General features: G+C 70.6%; 17 protein-coding genes and 1 tRNA gene. 4 read left to right on the top strand and 14 right to left on the bottom strand.

Annotated features, from left to right (window positions below):
- Positions 1-12: 12 nt before the first annotated feature.
- The 11 genes from prmC to B9S57_RS10870 all read right to left on the bottom strand — a co-directional run bounded on the left by prmC (position 13) and on the right by B9S57_RS10870 (position 13,380).
- Complete coding sequence (gene prmC / locus B9S57_RS10920; RefSeq protein WP_103515343.1) at positions 13-858, bottom strand: peptide chain release factor N(5)-glutamine methyltransferase; 846 nt, start codon at positions 856-858, stop codon at positions 13-15.
- 46 nt (positions 859-904) lie between these two features.
- Entirely contained in the window at positions 905-1,981 is a 1,077-nt protein-coding gene (gene prfA, locus B9S57_RS10915) for a peptide chain release factor 1 (RefSeq protein ID WP_103515342.1), read from the bottom strand.
- 154 nt (positions 1,982-2,135) lie between these two features.
- Positions 2,136-2,360 carry a 50S ribosomal protein L31 gene (rpmE, locus tag B9S57_RS10910; protein WP_033298361.1) on the bottom strand — a complete coding sequence of 75 codons (225 nt, stop codon included), beginning with the start codon at positions 2,358-2,360 and terminating at the stop codon, positions 2,136-2,138.
- A gap of 177 nt (positions 2,361-2,537) precedes the next feature.
- Positions 2,538-3,641, bottom strand: a complete 1,104-nt coding sequence (locus B9S57_RS10905; protein ID WP_103515341.1) for an LCP family protein — start codon at positions 3,639-3,641, stop codon at positions 2,538-2,540.
- A 627-nt stretch (positions 3,642-4,268) separates the two neighbouring features.
- Entirely contained in the window at positions 4,269-6,341 is a 2,073-nt protein-coding gene (rho, locus tag B9S57_RS10900; protein ID WP_103515371.1) for a transcription termination factor Rho, read from the bottom strand.
- Positions 6,342-6,729: 388 nt separating this feature from the next.
- Positions 6,730-7,647, bottom strand: coding sequence for a homoserine kinase (thrB, locus tag B9S57_RS10895; protein ID WP_103515340.1), 918 nt, complete (start codon positions 7,645-7,647; stop codon positions 6,730-6,732).
- Positions 7,648-7,899: 252 nt separating this feature from the next.
- Complete coding sequence (gene thrC / locus B9S57_RS10890; protein ID WP_103515339.1) at positions 7,900-8,970, bottom strand: threonine synthase; 1,071 nt, start codon at positions 8,968-8,970, stop codon at positions 7,900-7,902.
- 6 nt (positions 8,971-8,976) lie between these two features.
- Positions 8,977-10,287: a homoserine dehydrogenase gene (locus tag B9S57_RS10885; RefSeq protein ID WP_181011313.1), complete on the bottom strand. Its 1,311-nt coding sequence runs from the start codon at positions 10,285-10,287 to the stop codon at positions 8,977-8,979.
- Positions 10,288-10,382: 95 nt separating this feature from the next.
- Positions 10,383-11,774: a diaminopimelate decarboxylase gene (lysA, locus tag B9S57_RS10880; protein WP_103515338.1), complete on the bottom strand. Its 1,392-nt coding sequence runs from the start codon at positions 11,772-11,774 to the stop codon at positions 10,383-10,385.
- A gap of 30 nt (positions 11,775-11,804) precedes the next feature.
- The gene (gene nrtL / locus B9S57_RS10875) at positions 11,805-12,866 is read right to left on the bottom strand and encodes an ArgS-related anticodon-binding protein NrtL (protein WP_103515337.1); all 1,062 of its coding nucleotides are present in this window, start codon (positions 12,864-12,866) and stop codon (positions 11,805-11,807) included.
- A 79-nt stretch (positions 12,867-12,945) separates the two neighbouring features.
- Positions 12,946-13,380, bottom strand: a complete 435-nt coding sequence (locus tag B9S57_RS10870) for a response regulator (RefSeq protein WP_374935927.1) — start codon at positions 13,378-13,380, stop codon at positions 12,946-12,948.
- 197 nt (positions 13,381-13,577) lie between these two features.
- Here B9S57_RS10870 and B9S57_RS10865 point away from each other — a divergent pair.
- From B9S57_RS10865 to B9S57_RS10850, 4 genes are all read left to right on the top strand, one after another.
- Positions 13,578-13,649: transfer RNA gene (locus tag B9S57_RS10865), tRNA-Arg, on the top strand.
- A 953-nt stretch (positions 13,650-14,602) separates the two neighbouring features.
- On the top strand, positions 14,603-15,013 hold the full coding sequence (locus B9S57_RS10860; protein ID WP_103515335.1) for a hypothetical protein: 411 nt from the start codon (positions 14,603-14,605) through the stop codon (positions 15,011-15,013).
- A 14-nt stretch (positions 15,014-15,027) separates the two neighbouring features.
- Positions 15,028-17,238: a hypothetical protein gene (locus B9S57_RS10855; RefSeq protein WP_103515334.1), complete on the top strand. Its 2,211-nt coding sequence runs from the start codon at positions 15,028-15,030 to the stop codon at positions 17,236-17,238.
- 68 nt (positions 17,239-17,306) lie between these two features.
- Positions 17,307-18,320 (top strand): hypothetical protein, encoded by a 1,014-nt coding sequence (locus tag B9S57_RS10850; RefSeq protein ID WP_103515333.1) that lies wholly within the window; start codon positions 17,307-17,309, stop codon positions 18,318-18,320.
- A 946-nt stretch (positions 18,321-19,266) separates the two neighbouring features.
- Here the strand turns inward: B9S57_RS10850 and B9S57_RS10845 are convergent.
- The 3 genes from B9S57_RS10845 to B9S57_RS10835 all read right to left on the bottom strand — a co-directional run.
- Complete coding sequence (locus tag B9S57_RS10845; protein ID WP_103515332.1) at positions 19,267-19,944, bottom strand: formylglycine-generating enzyme family protein; 678 nt, start codon at positions 19,942-19,944, stop codon at positions 19,267-19,269.
- A 113-nt stretch (positions 19,945-20,057) separates the two neighbouring features.
- A complete protein-coding gene (locus B9S57_RS10840) occupies positions 20,058-21,017 on the bottom strand; it encodes a D-2-hydroxyacid dehydrogenase family protein (protein ID WP_103515331.1) in 960 nt (319 codons plus the stop codon).
- Positions 21,018-21,094: 77 nt separating this feature from the next.
- A partial coding sequence (locus B9S57_RS10835; protein WP_146057745.1) for a nuclease-related domain-containing protein occupies positions 21,095-21,728 on the bottom strand: 634 nt, incomplete at its 5' end.

Here is a 21,728-nt window from a genome sequence, read left to right as displayed (position 1 = left end):
GAGTCCCGGTGGTCACGGCATGGCCTTGCGGGCCGTCGCGAACCGGGGGCGCTTGTTCAGGTCGGGGTGGTCGGCCGCGTCGGCCCAGCCCCGCTCCTCGGTGAAGATCCACGGCACCTGGCCGCCCTGGGTGTCGGCGTGCTCGATGACGACGAGCCCGCCGGGGCGGAGCAGACGGTGCGCGGTGCGTTCGATGCCGCGGATGGTGTCCAGGCCGTCCTCGCCGGAGAAGAGCGCCATCTGCGGGTCGTGGTCGCGGGCCTCGGGCGCCACGTACTCCCACTCGGTGAGCGGGATGTAGGGCGGGTTGGAGATCACCAGGTCGACCTGGCCGTCGAGCTCGGGAAGGGCGCTCAGGGCGTCTCCGCGGTGGACGGTGACCCTGGACCCCTCGGCGTTCTTCCGGGTCCACCGCAGGGCGTCCTCGGACAGCTCCACGGCGTGCACCCGCGAGCGCGGGACCTCCTGCGCCATGGCGAGCGCGATCGCGCCCGATCCGGTGCAGAGGTCGACGATGAGGGGTTCCACGACGTCCATCGCGCGGACGGCGTCTATCGCCCAGCCGACGACCGACTCCGTCTCGGGCCGGGGCACGAAGACACCGGGCCCGACCTGGAGTTCCAGGTAGCGGAAGAAGGCGCGGCCGGTGATGTGCTGGAGCGGCTCGCGGTTCTCGCGGCGGGCGATCGTCTCCCAGTAGCGGGCGTCGAAGTCGGCGTCCTGCACGTGGTGCAGCTCGCCCCGCTTGACGTCGTGCACGAACGCGGCGAGTTCCTCGGCGTCGAAGCGCGGTGAGGGGACACCGGCGTCGGCCAGCCGCTGGGTGGCCTGGGCCACCTCGGCGAGCAGCAGGTTCATCGCGGTTCTCCGTACGGGTTCACGAGCGGGGCGGGACGGGTGCGGCTTATGCGGCGGCGAGCTTGGCGGCGGAGTCTGCGTCGACGCAGGCCTGGATGACGGCGCCGAGATCGCCGTCGAGCACCTGGTCCAAGTTGTACGCCTTGAAGCCGACGCGGTGGTCCGAGATCCGGTTTTCCGGGAAGTTGTACGTCCGGATCTTCTCGGAGCGGTCCACCGTGCGCACCTGGCTGCGGCGCACGTCGGAGGCTTCCTGCTCGGCGGCCTCCTGCGCGGCGGCCAGCAGCCGGGAGCGCAGGATGCGCATGGCCTGCTCCTTGTTCTGGAGCTGGCTCTTCTCGTTCTGGCAGGAGGCGACGACACCGGTCGGCAGGTGCGTGATGCGGACGGCGGAGTCCGTGGTGTTGACGGACTGGCCACCGGGGCCCGAGGAGCGGTAGACGTCGATGCGGAGGTCGTTGGCGTGGATCTCCACGTCGACCTCCTCCGCCTCGGGGGTGACGAGCACACCGGCGGCCGAGGTGTGGATGCGGCCCTGCGACTCGGTGGAGGGCACGCGCTGCACGCGGTGCACGCCGCCCTCGTACTTCATCCGTGCCCAGACGCCCTGGCCGGGCTCGGTGGCGCCGTTGCCGCCCTTGGTCTTCACGGCGACCTGGACGTCCTTGTAACCGCCGAGCTCGGACTCGGTGGAGTCGATGATCTCGGTCTTCCAGCCGACGCGCTCGGCGTAGCGCAGGTACATGCGCAGGAGGTCGCCGGCGAAGAGGGCGGACTCGTCGCCGCCCGCGCCCGCCTTGATCTCCAGGAGCACGTCCTTGTCGTCGCTGGGGTCGCGCGGGACCAGGAGGAGACGGAGCTTCTCCGTGATCTCCTCGCGCTGCTTCTCCAGGACCTTGACCTCGGCGGCGAAGTCCGGGTCGTCGGCGGCGAATTCCCGGGCCGTCCCGATGTCGTCGCCGGTCTGCTTCCAGGACCGGTAGGTGGAGACGATCGGGGTCAGCTCCGCGTAGCGCTTGTTCAGCTTGCGCGCGTTGGCCTGGTCGGCGTGGACCGACGGGTCGGCGAGCTTCTTCTCGAGATCGGCGTGCTCGCCGATCAGTTCCTCGACCGCCTCGAACATCTTCGGGCTCCTGGTTTCTGCGTCATACGTCTGCGGGCCTGCTGGACGGTGTGCCGCCGGCGGGGCGCCTCAGTGGCGAGGCCGGCCGCACAGCCGGAAAAAACGCCGGTCCCGGCGCCCCTTGAAGGGCGTCGGGAACCGGCGCATCGGCTCGCTACTTGCTGGCGGAGCCGGCGGCCTTGCCGAAGCGGGCCTCGAAGCGGGCCACACGGCCGCCGGTGTCGAGGATCTTCTGCTTGCCCGTGTAGAACGGGTGGCACTCGGAGCAGACGTCGGCACGGATGGCGCCGCCGTCGAGGGTGCTCCGGGTGGTGAACGACGCACCGCAGGTGCAGCTGACCTGGGTCTCGACGTACTCGGGGTGAATGTCGCGCTTCAAGGTGTCTCCTAGTTTCGGGAGGGCTCCGGGTCGATCGCGCGGATTGCACGTCCGTGAACCGGGGCCGACGTACCAGTCTGCCAGGACCGGCCGTATCTCCCAAAACGAGGACCCTGCCCCGCATATTCCCGCGCCTTCCGGGGAACCCTCGGCGACCGGCCGGTGACGGAAGGCGCGTTACCGGACGACCTTCCCGGCGTCGCCCTTGTCGCCCGCCGACTTCGCCGTGGCGGACGCCGGAATGTGCTTGTCCTGCTTGAGGGCCGCCCAGACCTGCTGTCCGGCCTTCTCCTGGGGCAGCACCCGGTTCGGGGCCTCCGGGTCGTACTCCACGGGCAGCGTGACCATGTCGACGTTCGACGAGCCGAGGCCCTTCAGCCCGTTGGCGAAGCCGGTGAGCTTCTTCACGGAGGCCAGCTCGGAGTCGGTGGTGACGGCCTTGGTCGCGGTGTCGGCGAGCCCGAAGAGCGTCTTCGGGTCGGAGAACACCCCGACGCTCTTCGCCTGGTCCATCAGCGCCTTGACGAACGCCTGCTGGAGCTGGATGCGCCCCAGGTCACTGCCGTCGCCGACGCTCTCACGCGTACGGACCAGGCCGAGGGACTGCTCCCCGCTCAGGGTGTGGGGGCCGGGCTTCAGCGCGAGGTGGCTGTTGGGGTCGTCGATCGCCTCCGAGGTGGTGATCTTCACCCCGCCGAGCTCGTCGATGAGCTTCTTGAACCCGGTGAAGTCGACCTCGACGTAGTGGTCCATGCGGATGCCGGACATCTGCTCGACGGTCTTCACCGCGCAGGCGGGGCCGCCGACGGCGTACGCCGTGTTGAACATCGCCTGCTTCTGCCCGCCGACCTGCTTCCCGGTGGTGTCGCTCGTGCAGGCGGGGCGGTCGACGAGGGTGTCCCTCGGGACGGAGACCACGCTGGCGGACGTGTGGCCCTTGTCGACGTGCACGACCATGGCGGTGTCCGATCGCGCGGAGCCCTGGTCGGCGCCGTACTTCGCGTTCGCGCCGGAGCGGGAGTCCGATCCCAGCACCAGGATGTCCTGCGAGCCGTTGTCCACGTCGTCGGGGCGGTGGGTGCCGAGGGCGGCGTCGATGTCGACGCCCTTCAGGTTCCCGTTGAGGGTGACGTAGGCGTAGCCGAGCCCGGATCCTCCGACGACCACCAGTGCGGCAGCGCCCCACAGGGCGATCGTCTTGCCCCGGCGGGCCCGCGACGGCTTCCTCCGGCGGCTGCCGGTGCCGCGTATTCGGCCGGTGCTCCTGCCCTGCTCGCTCATGCGCTCCCTCTTCCGCTTCTCGCTGTTACCCCCTGCCGTGGTGCACGGGCGTGGTCCGGCGTCACTCGGTGGGACGGCCGGAGCATCGAAAAGCGTTGCACAGGGAGCTGAGACCGCGGTCCGGCCGAGGGTGGCTCGAAGCGAGTGGCCGATCTTCCGGAAACAGGCGGTTCACCTGGCGTTTCGTGCCCGGGACCGAATCCGGCGGGGTCGCATTCCGGCCCCGCCGGATGTGGTCAACGTCTCCGGGCGGGCGGCCTCCGGGACACAGGACCCTCCGTTCCGGAGGGCCGCTACGCAGGATCCGCTCCAGCCCCTGCCGGACGGCGCCGGGGGGCCGCCCTGGCCGGCATCCGGGCGCGCCCTGGGCCCGCCCTGGCGAGCCGGGCCGGGGGGTGTCCACGCCGCTCCGGGCCGAACGCTTGCGACCGCCAGGAGGGGAGCTCACGAGGAGGCGGGCCACGAGCCGCCCGGCCCGCGGATGCCGCCCAGGACGGGGCTCTCCCCTCCGGAGCCGACCGGCGGCCGACACAAGCATGTTGCCCGCACGGGCGGAAGGGGCGAAGACGCGCAACTGCCCCCGCCACGAGGTGGCGGGGGCGGTTCCGGATGGATCCTGACGGGACGTCAGTCGCTGTTGCCGTTGCCCGGCGTCGTCTTCTGGATCTGGAGCAGGAACTCCGCGTTGGACTGCGTCTTCTTCATGCGGTCCAGGAGCAGCTCGATGGCCTGCTGCTGGTCGAGCGCGTGGAGCACCCGGCGCAGCTTCCAGACCACGGCCAACTCGTCGGTGCCGAGGAGGATTTCTTCCTTACGGGTGCTGGACGCGTCGACGTCCACCGCCGGGAAGATGCGCTTGTCCGAGAGCTTCCGGTCGAGCTTGAGCTCCATGTTGCCGGTGCCCTTGAACTCCTCGAAGATCACCTCGTCCATGCGCGAGCCGGTCTCGACGAGCGCGGTGGCCAGGATGGTCAGCGAGCCGCCGTCCTCGATGTTGCGCGCGGCACCGAAGAAGCGCTTCGGCGGGTACAGCGCGGTCGAGTCGACACCACCGGACAGGATGCGGCCGGAGGCCGGTGCCGCCAGGTTGTAGGCGCGGCCCAGACGGGTGATCGAGTCCAGCAGGACCACGACGTCGTGTCCCAGCTCCACGAGGCGCTTCGCGCGCTCGATGGCGAGCTCGGCGACCGTGGTGTGGTCCTCGGCGGGACGGTCGAAGGTCGAGGAGATGACCTCGCCCTTCACCGACCGCTGCATGTCGGTGACCTCTTCCGGACGCTCGTCGACCAGGACGACCATCAGGTGGCACTCGGGGCTGTTGACCGTGATCGCGTTGGCGATGGCCTGAAGGATCATGGTCTTACCGGTCTTCGGCGGGGCCACGATCAGGCCTCGCTGGCCCTTGCCGATCGGTGCGACCAGGTCGATGATCCGGGTGGTCAGGACGTTGGAGTCGGTCTCCAGACGGAGCCTGTCCTGCGGGTACAGCGGCGTCAGCTTCTGGAACTCGGGACGGCCGCGGCCGGTCTCCGGCGCCATGCCGTTGACGGAGTCGAGACGGACCAGCGCGTTGAACTTCTCGCGGCGCTCGCCGTCCTTGGGCTGGCGCACCGCACCGGTGACGTGGTCACCCTTGCGCAGGCCGTTCTTGCGGACCTGGGCGAGCGAGACGTACACGTCGTTCGGTCCCGGCAGGTAGCCGGAGGTCCGGATGAACGCGTAGTTGTCGAGGATGTCGAGGATGCCCGCGACGGGGATCAGGACGTCGTCGTCGGCCACCTGGACGTCGGTCGCGAAGTCGTCGCGTCCTCGACGGCCACGGCGGTCGCGGTAACGGCCCCGACGGCCGCGCCGGCCGCCCTCGTCGTCGTAACCGTCGTCCTGCGGGCCGCTGCTCTGCTGGCCCTGGTTCTGGCCGCCGCCCTGCTGGCCCTGGCGGCGTCCGCCGCCCTGCTGGCCCTGGTCGTCGCCCTTGCCCCGGCGGTCGCGCTGGCGGTCCCGGCGGTCACCGCGGTCACCGCGGTCACCGCGGTCCTGGCGGTCGCCTCGACGGCCGTCCTGGCGGTCACCGCGACGGCCCTCGGCGTTGTCCGCGGCGGACTCCGCCTTCGCGTCGGCCTTGCCCTCGCCGCGCTCGTCGGCGCGGTCCTGGCGGCCCTCGCCCTTCGGCTCGGTCCTGGGCTCCGCCTTCGACTCCGTACGGGCCTCGGCCTTGGCCTCGGCCTTGGTGTCGGGGCTGCCCGCCTGTGCGGTGGCGCGGCGGCGACGGCGCTCGCCCGTGGGCTGGTCGTCGCTGGCCGGCTGACCGGGAATGTCGATCTGCTGCTGGTCGGCGGCCTTGTCGGCGGCGGGCGCGGCAGCGGTCTCGTCACCGGTGCGCGACTTGGACGTGGCGCGCCGCTTCGGCTTGCTCGCGGCGTCCGTGCCGGCGGACGCGGCGGCCTTGGGGGCGGGCGCGGAGGATCCTCCGGCCTGCGCCTCCTTGATGACCTCGATCAGCTGGCTCTTGCGCATCCGCGCGGTTCCCCTGATGCCGAGGCCGGACGCGACCTGCTGCAGCTCGGCCAGGACCATGCCATCGAGGCCGGTGCCGGAGCGGCGGCGCCGTGCGGTGGTGCCAGTGGCAGCACCTTCGGCGGACGCGGAGCTGTCGACGCTCTTGTCGGCAGTCACGCCCATCAGATCGGTGGTGTCGCTCACGAAGGGTCCTTCCCTGGAGCGGACGTCGGCCTTCTGGCTCGGCGACCGGTTGTGCTGTCCGACTGCGGTCTGTTGATCGTGTCGATCGCGGACCGTGCCGGGGCGGTGGTCCGCCGGGTACGGCGGAGAGACGAATGTGCGGGGTTCCGGCGCGAGATCCCCCTGCTCGGCCCACTCCTGGACGAGCAAGAGGGTGTCGTGCCGGTTCCGGAGCGTGCTCGAAAGCTCAGGCAGGCTGCTCAGGCAGTCGGGGAGGCTCCCGGAAGAGTGGTGGTCCCGGAGGGGGACACGGAGCAACGCGCCGCGAAGACGTCGATTGCTGACTTGAGGTTAACACTACCGGCTCCAACAAACATTCCCCCTCTCATGCACCGGCAATCACATGGGATTACGCGGCGAGCGGCAACACGCTCGCACCCGTGGCGTCGAGGGCGAGCCGGTTCGCGGCCCATCCCTCACCCGCCAGCCGGGCGACCTTGTCGGCCGAGCCCTGATCCGTCAGCGCGAGCACGGTGGGCCCCGCGCCGGAGATGACAGCGGGGACGCCGTCGGCGCGCAGCCGGTTCACCAGCTCCACGCTCTGCGGCATCGCCGGGCCCCGGTACTCCTGGTGGATCCGGTCCTCGGTGGCGGCCAGCAGCAGCTCGGGGCGCCTGGTCAGCGCCTCGACGAGCAGGGCCGCACGGCCGGCGTTGGCCGCGGCGTCCACATGGGGGACGGTGCGCGGCAGCAGGCCGCGGGCGGTCTCGGTCAGCACCGGCACGGCCGGGACGAAGACCACCGGGACGACGGAGTCGGCCGGGTCCATCCGGATCGCCCTGGCGGCTCCGCCGTCCATCCAGGCGAGGGTGAATCCGCCGAGGAGACAGGCGGCGACGTTGTCGGGGTGGCCCTCGATCTCGGTGGCCAGCTCCAGCAGCGCGGCCTCGTCGAGGCGGGCCTCGCCGCCCGTCGTCACGGCACGCGCGGCGACGATCCCGGCGCAGATGGCGGCCGACGAGGAGCCGAGGCCGCGGCCGTGCGGGATGCGGTTGGCGCAGACGATCTCGAGGCCGCGGGGCTGTCCGCCGAGCAGGTCGAAGGCCGTGCGCAGGGAGCGGACGAGCAGGTGGCTCTCGTCGCGGGGAAGCGTCTCGGCGCCCTCACCCGCGATGTCGATGTGCAGCCCGGAGTCGGCGACCCGGACGACGACGTCGTCGTAGAGCCCCAGCGAGAGGCCGAGGGCGTCGAAACCCGGGCCCAGATTGGCGCTGGTTGCGGGGACGCGCACCCGGACGGCGGCGGCTCGGAACGCGGGACCGGCCATCGGTTGGACGACTCTTCCTGTACGGCGGCGGGGATGTGGTTCAGGGTACTGCGATGTGCGTGGGGTGCCGTTGTGCGAGGGGACGGGGGGCCCGGCAGTCACCACGACTGCTGCACCGCGGCGGATGCGGCGGGGCGGGTCGGTCACAGCCTATCGAAGGAAGGTTCTGTGGCGACATAGGGCGCACAGGAGGCGCACGATGCGTGTCGCACACCTCCTATGCGCTCTCCGCCCCGGAGGGCGGCTGAACTGCTACGCGAGGCCCAGCTTCTCCGCCGCGGCCACGGCGTCGACCGGGACGGTGACCGGCTGCGGTGCGCCCGCGACGGCCCAGTCGGGGTCCTTGAGGCCGTTGCCCGTGACGGTGCAGACGATCTTCTGGCCGGGGTCGACCTTGCCCTCTTCGGCGGCCTTGAGCAGACCGGCCACCGACGCCGCGGACGCGGGCTCGACGAAGACGCCCTCCTGGGAGGCCAGCAGACGGTACGCCGAGAGGATCTGACGGTCCGTCACATCGTCGATGAAGCCGCCCGACTCGTCACGCGCGTCCAGTGCGAACTGCCAGGACGCCGGGTTGCCGATGCGGATCGCGGTGGCGATGGTCGCCGGGTCCTTGACGATCTCACCGCGCACGATCGGCGCGGAACCGGACGCCTGGAAGCCCCACATGCGCGGGGTGCGCGCGGAGACGCCGTCACCCGCGTACTCCCGGTAGCCCTTCCAGTAGGCCGTGATGTTGCCCGCGTTGCCCACCGGCAGGACGTGGATGTCAGGGGCGTCGCCGAGCGCGTCGACGATCTCGAAGGCGGCGGTCTTCTGTCCCTCGATCCGGACCGGGTTGACCGAATTGACCAGCGCCACCGGGTAGTTGTCGGAGAGGCTGCGGGCCAGGGTCAGGCAGTCGTCGAAGTTGCCGTCGACCTGGAGGATCTTCGCGCCGTGGACGAGCGCCTGCCCCATCTTGCCCAGTGCGATCTTGCCCTGCGGCACGAGGACGGCGCAGACCATGCCGGCGCGCACCGCGTACGCGGCGGCGGAGGCGGAGGTGTTGCCGGTGGAGGCGCAGATGACGGCCTGCGCACCCTCCTCCTTGGCCCGGGTGATCGCCATGGTCATCCCGCGGTCCTTGAACGAACCGGTGGGGTTGGCGCCCTCGACCTTGAGGTGCACCTCGCAGCCCGTGCGCTCGGAGAGGACCTGCGCCGGAACGAGCGGCGTGCCGCCCTCACGGAGTGTGACGACCGGCGTCGTGCTCGTGACCGGAAGGCGGTCCCGGTACTCCTCGATGATGCCGCGCCACTGGTGGGTGCCCTTGCTGGTCATGGGTCCTTACTCCCCTTCAACACGCATGATGCTGGCGACACCGCGCACGGTGTCCAGCTTGCGCAGCGCTTCGACGGTCCCGGAGAGGGCTGCGTCGGGCGCGCGGTGGGTGACGACGACGAGGGATGCCTCGCCGCCGGTTTCCTGACTGTCCGGCCGACTCTGCTGGCGGACCGTATCGATGGATACGCCCTGTTCGGCGAAGACCGTCGCGACCTGGGCGAGTACGCCAGGCTTGTCGGCCACGTCGAGACTGATGTGGTAGCGCGTGACGACATCGCCCATGGGGCTGACCGGCAGGCGCGTGTACGCGGACTCACCGGGACCGGTGGTCGCTCCGATGATGTTGCGGCAGACGGCGACCAGGTCGCCGAGGACCGCGGACGCGGTCGGGGAGCCGCCGGCACCGGGACCGTAGAACATCAGCTGCCCGGCCGCCTCGGCCTCGACGAACACCGCGTTGTACGCCTCGCGGACGGAGGCCAGCGGGTGGCTGAGCGGGATCATCGCGGGGTGCACGCGGGCGGTGACGGAGTTGCCGTCGGCGGCGCGCTCGCAGATCGCGAGGAGCTTGACGGTGCAGCCCATGCGGCGGGCGGAGGCGATGTCGGCGGCGGTGACCTCGGTGATGCCCTCGCGGTGCACCTCGCCGATCCGCACCCGGGTGTGGAAGGCGATCCCGGCCAGGATGGCGGCCTTCGCGGCGGCGTCGAAGCCCTCCACGTCGGCGGTCGGGTCGGCCTCGGCGTACCCGAGGGCGGTGGCCTCGTCGAGCGCCTCGGAGTATCCGGCGCCGCTCGTGTCCATCTTGTCGAGGATGAAGTTGGTCGTGCCGTTGACGATGCCGAGCACCCGGTTGACCTTGTCGCCTGCGAGGGACTCGCGCAGCGGCCGCACGAGCGGGATGGCACCGGCCACGGCCGCCTCGTAGTAGAGGTCCCTGCCGTGCTTCTCGGCGGTGGCGTGGAGGGCGGAGCCGTCCTCGGCGAGCAGGGCCTTGTTCGCCGAGACGACGCCCGCGCCGTGCTCGAAGGCGGTCGTGATGAGCGTGCGGGCGGGCTCGATGCCGCCGATGACCTCGACGACGACGTCGATGTCGCCCCGCTTGACCAGTGCGGTGGCGTCGGTCGTGATGAGTGCGGGGTCGATCCCCTCCCGCACCTTGGAGGGCCGGCGGACGGCGACACCGGCGAGCTCGACCGGCGCGCCGATGCGCGCGGCGAGGTCGTCGGCGTGCGTCGTCATGATGCGCGCCACTTCTGAGCCGACCACTCCACAGCCCAGCAGCGCCACCTTCAGCGGACGCGTACGCATCATCCGACCTCGTTTCTCATACTTCTGATGTGTGGACCAGTCTCACTCACCGGACGGGGGTTTCTGCCACCCGTCCGGATTTTGAGATGTAAATTTCATCAGCCGACATCGAGGCGCAGGAGATCTTCCTCCGTCTCGCGCCGGACGACGACCCGGGCCTGCCCGTCGCGCACGGCGACGACCGGCGGGCGCAGGGCGTGGTTGTAGTTGCTCGCCATGGAGCGGCAGTACGCGCCGGTGGCCGGCACCGCGATCAGGTCGCCGGATGCCAGGTCGGACGGCAGGAACGCGTCCTTGACCACGATGTCACCACTCTCGCAGTGCTTGCCGACGACCCGGACCAGCATCGGCTCGGCGTCGGAGGTGCGCGAGACGAGCGCGACGCTGTACTCGGCGTCGTACAGCGCGGTGCGGATGTTGTCCGACATCCCGCCGTCGACGCTGACGTACGTCCGCAGCCCCTCGAGGGGCTTGATCGTGCCGACCTCGTACAGCGTGAACGCCGTGGGCCCGACGATCGCGCGGCCCGGCTCGACGGAGATCCGCGGGGTGCGCAGACCGGCCGCCTCGCACTCCCTCGTCACGATGTCGCCGAGCGCCTTGGCGATCTCGTGCGGCTCGCGGGGGTCGTCGTCGGAGGTGTACGCGATCCCGAGGCCGCCGCCGAGGTCGATCTCGGGGAGCTCGACGCCGTGCTCGTCGCGGACCTCGGCGAGCAGCTGCACGACGCGCCGCGCGGAGACCTCGAAGCCGGCCATGTCGAAGATCTGGGACCCGATGTGCGAGTGGATCCCGATGAGCTCCAGGCCGTCCAGGGTGAGTGCCCTGCGGACCGCTTCGGCGGCCTGGCCGCCCGCCAGCGCGATGCCGAACTTCTGGTCCTCGTGCGCGGTGGCGATGAACTCGTGGGTGTGGGCCTCGACCCCGACCGTGACACGGATCTGCACGCGCTGGCGGACGCCGAGCCGCTGGGCGATGTGCGCGACGCGGGCGATCTCCTGGAAGGAGTCGAGCACGATCCGCCCGACGCCCGCCTCGACGGCCCGCTCGATCTCGGCGACGGTCTTGTTGTTGCCGTGGAGGGCGATGCGCTCGGCGGGCATCCCCGCGTCCAGCGCGGTCGCCAGTTCACCGCCGGAGCAGACGTCGAGGTTCAGCCCCTCCTCCTTGAGCCAGCGCACCACGGCGCGCGACAGGAAGGCCTTCCCCGCGTAGAAGACGTCGGCGTCCGCCCCGAAGGCATCGGCCCAGGCGCGGCAGCGCGCACGGAAGTCGGACTCGTCCAGGAAGTACGCGGGGGTGCCGAACTCCTCGGCGAGACGGGCGACTCCGATGCCGCCGACGGTGAGCGCACCGTCCGCGTCACGGGTGACGGTACGGGACCAGACCTTCGCGTCCAGCTCGTTCAGGTCGGTGGCCGGGGCGGTGTAGTGGCCCTCGGGGAGGACGTCGGCGTGACGGGGCCCGGCGGGGTGTGCGGATCGGCTCATCGTTCTGCTCTGCTCTCTCAGGTCTCTGGATCAGACGTGTGGGGGCGCGTGGATGCCGAGCATGAAGAGGCCACCTGCCAGCACCTTCCCGGCGGCTTCGGCAAGGGCCAGCCGGGAGCGGTGGGCGGCCGAGGGTTTCTCGTCGCCGACGGGGAGCGGCGGAGTCGTGCCGTGGAAGTCGAAGAAGGCGTCCGCCACCGTTTCCAGGTGCCGGGCGACGCGGTCGGGCGCGTGGTGGCGCGCGGCGGCGGCCAGCACGCCGGGGTGATCGGCGAGCGCGGTATGCAGCGCGGGCGCGTCGACGTCCTCCTCGTACGCGGGGCCGAGGCCGAGCCTCTCTCCCTCACGGACGAGCGCGCGGGCGCGGGCGTGGGCGTAGCGGACCAGGAAGAGGGGATTGGACTCCCCCTGCACGAGGAGATCACCGGCCAGGGGTGCGCGGTCGTGGGCGGCGGGCCGCTGCAGGCCCCAGAGCGCGGCGTCGCACCCGAGCCGCCGCACCAGCGTCCCGGCGGTGGCACCGGCGGGCACGGGGCGGATCTCGGAGCTCCCCTCGGCCCCGTGGCGCGGGCCGACCCGGACCCGTAGCTCCTCCCAGGCAGGGTCGGGCTCCCCCGCGCAGCCGACGATCACCTGACCGCCCTGGGTGCGCAGGAGGCGCGCCACGCTCTGCGCCAGGACCGCTGCCCGGACCTCGCGCGGGTGGTGGAGCCGGTGGAGGCGCCCGGCCTCCGTGGTGACCCGTCCGTACCGCAGGCCCGTCTCGCGCACCTCGCGGACGCGGTCGGCGCGCGCGTGGCCGTCGGCGGCGGCGTCGAGGGTGAAGTTCAGGAAGCCGGGCCCGGTGATCTCGACCCGGCCGATCCCGGGCGTGCCGACGACGCGGTCCCGCAGCAGCGCGGCGACCTCCCGCGCGGGGAGCGCGGCGGGGCCGGCCAGTTGGAGGGCGACGGCGCAGGCGTAGTCCCCGCTGCCGCCCGGCCGCGTCCGCTCCACCCGCACGCGGGCGGGCACCGGCGCGCGCAGGGCGTCCTCGTCGACCGCGCGGCGCACAGCGTGCAGCACGGTCCGGGAGAGATCTGCGGGGGTCACGGGACAAGCGTATGGGAGGAAGGGGGGCGCTTCGCCAACCGGTTTCGCCATACGGGCAGCGTTCCGGGCGGGCACCCGGTCAGCCGGCCGCGCTCCCGGCCGTCCCCGCGCCGTGCCTGCCGTCGAACGGCGCCGGATCCTCCCGGTGCGCGAGCCGGCGCACCATGCGCACCAGGTCGCTCGGCTCGAACGGTTTCGCCAGGAAGGCGTCGACCCCGGCGGCCGCCCCGGAATCCGCGTCGGGGGGCGTGCACGCGCTGATGACGGCGACGGGCAGATGTCCGGTCCGGGGATCGGCGCGCAGCCGGGCCGCGGTCTGCAGTCCGTCGAGCCTGGGCATCACCACGTCGAGAGTGATCACATCGGGGCAGACCTCGTGCACCAGGTCCAGGCACTCGACGCCATCGGCCGCGGTCACGACCTCGAAGCCCTCCAGCTCGAGGTTGACCCTGATCAGCTGCCGGATGACCTTGTTGTCGTCCACAACAAGCACGCGGCCGTACGCCCCTGACACCCTTCGAGGGTAGGTCGAGCGGAGTAGCTGCGTCCGGGTTTTGCCCACTTGCGCCCCGGCGGGGCGGCCGGCGTCCTCCCGGAGCGGCGGCCGCGTACCTCTCGGACACGGGCGCCCGCGGCACGGAAATACCTGTTCCCGGACACCCGGCCGGAGCTGGTAGGGTTTCACTCGTCGCCGCCGAGAGCAGCGATATCGCCCCCGTAGCTCAGGGGATAGAGCATCGGCCTCCGGAGCCGGGTGCGCAGGTTCGAATCCTGCCGGGGGCACTTCGCAGGAAGTGCCGAAAAGACCCTCTCGCCAGTGGAGACACTGCGCAGGGGGTCTTTTTCTGTCCCGGGCTCGTCGGAATCCGGGACAGGCATGAAGACCGACCCTCCGTGGCCCTCACGACCTACAGGGCCTCGCGGCACGACTGGCTGTCGGAAGCGGGCGGAGGAGCCGCCGGTGTCCCCGTCGTCGGTGACTTCCGGTCAGCCGGCCGTCGGACCCGATCTCGAGGCGGGCCCCAGCGGCAGGACAGCACATATGGCTCGTCGACGTCCTTCGCCACCGCCAACGGCCGTCCCTCCGTGGAGCTCCGGCCGCCCCCGTGTTCCTCGGCCTCTGCCACCCGCCGGTCGCCCTCCGCCGCCCGATGCCGCGCCCGGCTCAGCCTGTAGACGGTGCGAGGGTCCGGCTGGGACAACCGCGTGGAATCCCACCCCCGCGCCGTCAGCTGATCACCTCACCACAACACGGGACATGACCCACGGAGTGTGAAGGTCATGGAGGCGTTGCTGCAGCATCGACGGAACCCGTCACCCGTGCCCTGAAGAAGAGCCACGGCGGTGACCCGCACACCGCGGCGCCCGCGACGTACACCTCGCTGGACGAGGACCAACTGCGGAGACGACGCGAACGCGGCGCAGCGAGGAGCACAGGGGGTATCCCCCGATCGTCTTCGGGTCGTCGTCCCTCAACAGCTCCACGTGTTGTGCCTCTCCGTGCGACCGTTGCACGCCCCGCCCTGATACGCGTGCACTCCGGGCCCAGCGAGTTCAGTCCCGCCCTCTCGCCAGGAGCCTCGGGCGCGGAGTGCCCGCCACAACCGCGAACGCGGGCTCGCCTACGGCCAGGCCCCGGCAAGCTGCTGCACGGAGCGTCATTCATACTGACATGCGAGTGAGCACTGCCTGTGACGACCATGGTGCAGAGCCGGGAACCGGGGGCGAGGATTTCGATGGCGTGGGACGAGTGGGAACAGATCAAGTCGGATCAACGCGAGAGCACTTCGACCGGCATGCAACTGAACCAATTGCCGGCCGACCAGGGTGGCTCGTCATCAGCTGGCCCCCTCAGTCCCTCCTGCGCGTCCACCCCCGCCGAGAAGAAGGCCGCAGCCGACGCGATCGACGAGCGCATACTCACGGAAACCCGTGACGCGGGTAAGTGGGCGGACGAGGCCAACAGCGTGGCTGTCAAAGCCTTCGGCCCCAAGGACGGCGAAGGCTGGGACAGCTCGCTCCGGGTGCTGTGCACGCGCCTCTCATCGGAGAGCGCCTCTCTACGCGACACCGGCATCATCTTCCGGAACAACGACATCGGCATCGGCACGGGCCTCGGCCTGAAGTCGAATATCGACGGACTCTGACGGGAGATTCAGCCATGCCGAGCTACCACGAGGTCATGACGACAGACCTCTCCACCCTCATCACCGCAGCCGAGAAGTGGGACGCGATGGCGGGCCGGTTCGCAACGGCAGAGCGCTCCTACAGGCGCGATGTGCACGGGATCAGCCTCGGCCCGTCCTGGGTCGGGCAGAGCGCCGAGTCAGCCAACCGGCGCTTCGACATCACGCTCAAGGAATACGCGGCCGCCCAGGCCGAAGCGAAGGCTCTGGCCTCGTTGATCCGAGACGCGCATGCTCAGTTCGTCGATCTACGGGGCAAGGTGAAGACCGCTGCCGGCGACGCCGTGGCCGCCGGAATGACCGTCTCCGATCGAGGTCAGTGCCACCTGGATTTCAGCAAGTTGACGGAGGACCAGCGGTTCTCCGCCCGTCACGACCCTGATCTGCACTCCACCGAACAGTCCTGGACCGATCGGATATCCAGAGCCGTGCAGGCGGTCGGTGACGCCGACGCCGGTTTCGCCCTTGCCCTGAAGGCAGCCACCAGGGACAGCAACGACCAGGACGGCACCCAGGGCGGCTTCAACCACACGCCCAGCGGCGACATCGAGGTCTACGAAGCAGAGGCCGTCGCCGACACCGCGATGAAGCTCAACGCGGGCGAAAAGGTCTCTCCCACCGAACTTGATCAGTTCGAACGCGTGATTCATGCCAACAGTGGCAACAAGGACTTCAGTCAGCCCCTGCTCGCCAGGCTCGGGGCAGACGGCACGATCAAGCTCGGCAACAGGCTGTTCGAGATGGCGGACGGGGACAAGAAGAGCCGCGCGCAGCTGCTCGGGATCCAGCGTGAGCTCGGCAACTCCATCGCCAGCGCCACGAAGGACCCCCAGGGCGCCAAGGAGCGCGCCTTCTACGAGGACTTCACCGAGGACCTCAGAGTGAACGGCACCGGGAACTACGGCGAAGCGGAGAACCCGATCCGGGGCTACTCGGGCTTCGTGGCCGTGATGAACATGGCCGATGAGAAGTTCGACCCGGAATTCATGTACGAGCTGGGCGACGAACTCATCGCCGCCGAGGGCAAGGACAAGGAGCTCTTCGTCCAGCTCGGGGTCGGCCACAACGGCGTCCGGGCGGACGCCATCGACAACCTCCTCGGTATCATGAGCCGCGATCCTGACACCGCGACCGCCTACCTCGACCCGGGCCCTGACCCGGCCAAGGGCAACGGCCGGTTGGACTACCTCATGGGCCAGGGCGAGAACGCCCGCGAGTGGCCGAAGGTCACCCTCTCCTTGTACCCGTTGGTCCAGACCGACGACCCGTTCGGGCACGCCGGGCTCGGCGCCGCACTGGAGGCTGCTACCACCGGCCACATCCCGCTGCAGGACGGCGAGGACCCCTGGCCCGACGTGAAACACACCGAGGCGCAGGCCCGCATCCTGCATACGGCCGTCACCGATCTGGCACCGACGTCGGGGACGGAGGCCGAGATCCCGGCGAACCTCCGCCGGCCGCTGGCCAACGCACTGGGCGAGTACGGCTCGGACACCCACCAGATCCTGACCGGGGTGGACACCGCATACATGCGAGCCGCAAACGGCGACGGTTACTTCGAGCAGGACGGTTCCACCCACCTGGCCGTCCATGCCGACGACCTCAGCCAGGTCCTCAGAGGGCTCTCCGAGGACCCTGAGGCGTTCGGCACTCTGGAAAAGGCCGAACTGCGCCATATCGGCAACGTGCTCGGATCGTTGCCGGAAGGCACCACCCCTGAAGCCGTCAACGCGAAGATGGAGAACATGGGCACCGCCATGGGCGCCTACAGCGCCATCAAGGAAGACGTACTCAACGACGAGCGCATGGACAAGTACGCGGATGCCGACTGGAAGATGAAGGCCGCCTATCACCTGGTCGGCGGGGCGGTGACCCCGCTGTACTTCACGGCAGGCGGCGCGGCCGTCTCCATCGCCTACGGCGACCTGCTCCAGCGCGGTGTGGACACCATCACCTGGGAACTGGGCAATTCCATGAAAGGTGACGCCGACGCCGTTGCCAACGCGGCCATCTCGGACCGGTATTTGGCGACGAACGAGAAGATCGCATACATGGTCGAAGGATGGGCACAGGACCGTCCGGGCGTCGACAACGACGCCCAGCAGGCATACGCCACATACATGCTCCAGGGCCACGACCGAGGTGTCGGGACAACGTCCAAGTACCTGACAGACGGGAACAGCTGACAGTGAGCACGCCTGCGCCATCCGATTCGGCCACTCCGGATGCCCCTGAAGCCACGTCGAAGTCTCGCGTGACAGGGCGGCGCCTTGTAGTCGTCGGCGCCCTGTGTGTCCTGCTGGCAGGGAGCGGTGGCGGCTGGCTCTATCTGCACACCGACGACGGACCCGGTTTCTGCGAGGAGATGAGCCAGGACGAGCGCCTACGCTCGACGTTGGCGGCGGAACCACAGGACATCGGTGACTGCGCCACCCTCGCGAACGCGATCCACCGGGCCACCACAGGAGACAGGACCGGCGAACACTCCGTCGTTCAGGCACAGGCGATGAAGAACATCCTGGTCGCGTTGGAGGACACCCAGGGGCCGGAGGACGAGAGAAAGATCAGCTCAGACTTCGCCGTCCCGTTCTCGAAGACGCTGGCGGACTACATGCCGGACGTCTACGAAAGCCTCAGGCCGGCAAACATCGAGTACATCCGAGCCGGAAGGAATTCCGAGCCGCCCTGGAAGGACGATGAGGGCGTCCACATGTCCGTGGCGTCGGACTACCTCGTGCGCCTGATGCGGCGCCTCTCGGAGACCCCGGCCGCCTATGCGCAACTCCGCGAGGCGGTATCCCGACAAGCCGCTGGAAAGCTCACTTCGGTACCACCTGACGCCGACGGCAGCCGCTTCGCTACCGAGACCAAGTCCGCCGGATACGTCCTGGGCGTGTTCGACGCCCTCGCCGAACATGTGCACAGGGACCGGGGCGAAGGCTGGAAGAGCCTGCGGAACCTGGGGAAGATCAGCTGGGAGGACTGGCGCACCGAGGTCTTCGACCGGCTGACAGAAGACGGATCCGCGCCCCCGTCCGACGAGCGTGACCCCGCTGGACACCTCACGGCCTCCTGGCGAGGGACACTGCGCACCGCAGAGGCGGAGAACCTGCTCTCCAGCCTTGGGACGCAGATCACCGACATGGTCGGCACAGCGGCGAAGAGCGGGGGCCTCGACTTGAACCGCCAGGTACAGCTCACGAATGGAGCCGAGCAGTTCTCCCGCATGGGCTTCAAGGACGCGGAGCAGGAATTTCCTGACCGGTGACCCCGCCCGGTTCCCGGGTCCGGGGGGCGGCTGCCTGTAGGTCGACCTCGGGCAGGATCCACTTCAGCCGCGCCGGAGGCCGACGCGGCGGGTGAAGGGTTCCGCGTCGATGCCCACGGGCCCGGGGCCGGCCGACCGGCCGAGTAGCGAGAGACGGCCGTGACCGTGCTTCCCACAGTCGGGGCAGTACTGGGCGAGCACGATCGCGAACGGGAATGGCCCGTGGCCCGTACCGCGCACAGGCGCAGCAGGAGGCGGGCCGCCACCACATCGTCGCGGCGGGCCGGGCCCCGTATCGGGGACAGGCGGTGCCGCTCCGAGGGGGCCAGCATGCATTCGTCCACGTCGGGGTGGGCCAGCATCTCCGCCGTGGTGGCCACGGAGGCCACGGCCTGGTCGACGGGTGGCTTCGGCTCGCCGTTCAGTGGCGGGCGCTCATCGGGACGCCAATTCGGGGACTGGGTCATGTCCTGTTTCGCCGTCAACCCGCTGGCCCCTGGCAGGACCGGCCTCCGAGGCCTTCGGCACCGACCGTGTGCTGTTCTCCTCCTCGGCCGTGTCGGCCGTGTAAGGCCGTCTGACGTCTGCCGGGGTGGGGTGCGGCAGACGTGGCGGGGCCCGGGAGTCGTATCCAGCTCCCGGGCCCCTGGGGTTGCCACCCAATTGCGCGTGCCAGCGCCGTTCAAGAGTGCGGATCAGTCGTCATACCATCGCGTTCTTCCATTGAACTACCGCGCCGTGAAGAGGCGCAGGCCGGATTCGAGCCAGCATTCAAAGGTGTTCGTCCGTACTCGGTCGATCTGGCAGTCGGTGGCGATGCTGAAGCTGGAGCGAGAGTCTGAGTGTGATCGCGGCTGCCTCTGCCATGTTGGGCCACCCCGGTAGGTGGTGCCGGGGGGAGGACTCGAACCTCCACCATTACCGCGTCTTTCTCGACGCCCACGCCTCAGCGGTTCCGGGCCATCCGGAGGCCGAGGTCGTCGATCGCGAACGTGGGGTGGCTGCGGCGCCGGACCGTGGCGCCGCAGCCGCGCTCCGTCTCGGCCCAGCCACCGCCGCGGAAGGTGCGGTAGGCGCCGTAGACCTCCTCGTCGTAGAGGTCCCAGCACCACTCCCAGACGTTGCCCAGCATGTCGTACAGCCCCCAGGGGTTCGGGGTCCTGCCGCCGACGTCGTGGATCCGGCCGCCCGCATTGCCCTCGTACCAGGCGATGTCGTCGAGTTCGCCGTAGCGGTAGCCGGTGGTGCCCGCCTTGCACGCGTACTGCCACTCCGCCTCCGTGGGCAGCCGGTAGCCGTCGGCGGCGGGGTCGCGGGTCACCTCGGCGCTCCGCGCGTCGTGGGAGTAGACCGGAGCCAGTCCGACGCGGGCCGAGAAGCGGTTGCACACGTCGACGGCGTCGAGCCAGCTGACGTTCGTCAGGGGCAGGGCGTGGGAGACGGCGGGATCGGGGGCCGTGTCCGTGAGGGCCCAGTACTGGCCGAGGGTGACGGGGAGGCGGGCGAGCAGGAAGGGGTCGACGGTCTCCTCCCACTCCGCACCGCGTCGGTCGTCGCGGAGACCGACCGTGCCGGGCGGTACGGGGACCATGCCTGCCGCCGTCTCGTCGTCGAGCAGGCTCATCGGGCGCCCTCCCTGTCCACAGGGCCCAAGTGCCCCTTCGGTCAGGCTACTTCCGATCCGTGGTCTACCGCCGGGAAACCCGGGGGCACGCGGGGCCCGGGGCGGCCAACCTGTCAGCCGAGCCTGCGTACGGGCTTCCCGTCCAGGAAGGCCCGGATGTCCTCGACCGCGTCCCCGTAGTAGGCCGCGTAGTTGGCCTGCGACACGTAGCCCAGGTGCGGTGTGGCCAGGAGGCGCGGCGCGCTGCGCATCGGGTGGTCCGCGGGGAGCGGCTCGACGTCGAACACGTCGATGCCGGCGCCCGCGATGGCCCCCCTGTGCAGGACGTCGAGCAGCGCGTCCTGGTCGATGATCGCCGCCCGCGAGGTGTTGACCAGATAGCTGCCGGGCCTCATCAGCCCGAGCTCCTTCGCACCCAGCAGGCCCCGCGTGCGGTCGCTCAGGACCAGGTGCACGGAGACGAAGTCGCTGGTCTCCAGCAGCTCTTCCCTGGACGCGACGAATCCGGCCCCGGCCTCCTGCGCCCGCTCCTCGGTCAGGTGCTCGCTCCAGGCGACCACGTCCATCCCGAAGGCGCGGCCGACCGCGGCGACCCTGCTGCCGATCTTCCCCAGTCCGATGATCCCGAGCCTGCGCCCGTGCAGGTCGGCTCCGACGGTGGACTGCCAGGGGCCTCCAGCGCGGAGGGAGTTGGCCTCGGTCACGATTCCCCGCGCCAGTCCGAGCAACAGCGCCCAGGTGAGCTCGACGGGCGGGGTGGCCGTGCTGGCGGTGCCGCAGACCGTGATTTCGTGCCGCTCGGCGGCGGCGTAGTCGATGGACGTGTTGCGCATGCCCGAGGCGACGATCAGCCGGAGCCGGGGCAGCCTCTCGATCAGGGTCGCGGGGAACGGCACACGCTCCCGGAGCGTCACGACGATGTCGAACTCGGCGAGCTGCTCCGCCAGTTCGTCCTCGGTGGCGCAGTGCTCGGTGAATCCGACCACGTCGACGTCGTCGGCGACGGGAGACCAGTCCGCGGCGGTGGCCGCCACGGACTGGTAGTCGTCGAGCACGGCACAGCGGAGTGTCATGGCGGCTTCCCCTTCGGCGGCGCGGCACGGCGACGTCACCGCCCCGGTACGGGGGAATCTACCGGCCGGGCCCAGGATCACGCCTCCAGCCAGGCCTCCGCGTTCCGCGCGACGTCGTAGACCCGCTCCACCTGGGTGGCGGTCAGCACGCCCGTCAGGGGTGCGAGCGCGGACAGCCCGCGCTCGCGGTACACGCGGACGCCGGCGGGGGTGCCGGCCACCTCCAGTGCGGTGACGCCGGTGAACACCAGCACGGTCTGGACGGGCACGTCGAAGGCGCAGTACGCCTCCAGCGCCTCCCGGGCCCGCCGGGCACCGGCCCGGCCATCGAGCTCGTACGGCTGCGGGGCGCCGTCGTCGATGCGCTGCGCGCCGTCCCCGATCCGTACCGATGCCCCGGGACGGTGCTCGGTGCTCACCGCGAAGACCCCTCCGGGCCCGATGAGCAGGTGTCCGATCTCCGTACCGTCCGGAAGCGGGACGGAGTGCAGGACCCGCCAGCCGTGGCGGGTCAGGCGCTTGAGTTCGGCCCCGACACTCCGCTCCCCCGCGAGGGCGCCGCGACGCGGGTCGGCGTCCCTGTGCCGGCGCAGCACGCCGGTCGCCGCCCGTACGAGCGCACCAGCCCCGGACTCGCCGAGCTGTTCCCGGAGCGCGGCGCCCGGCCGGCGTGGAGCGAGGTCGCTCGCGGGGGTCAGCGCGGGCAGGGCG

It is taken from the genome of Streptomyces sp. SM10 (genome assembly GCF_002910915.1).
Taxonomy (GTDB): domain Bacteria; phylum Actinomycetota; class Actinomycetes; order Streptomycetales; family Streptomycetaceae; genus Streptomyces.
Note: the sequence above shows the minus strand (reverse complement) of the source record. Positions and strands in the feature narration are given on the sequence as shown.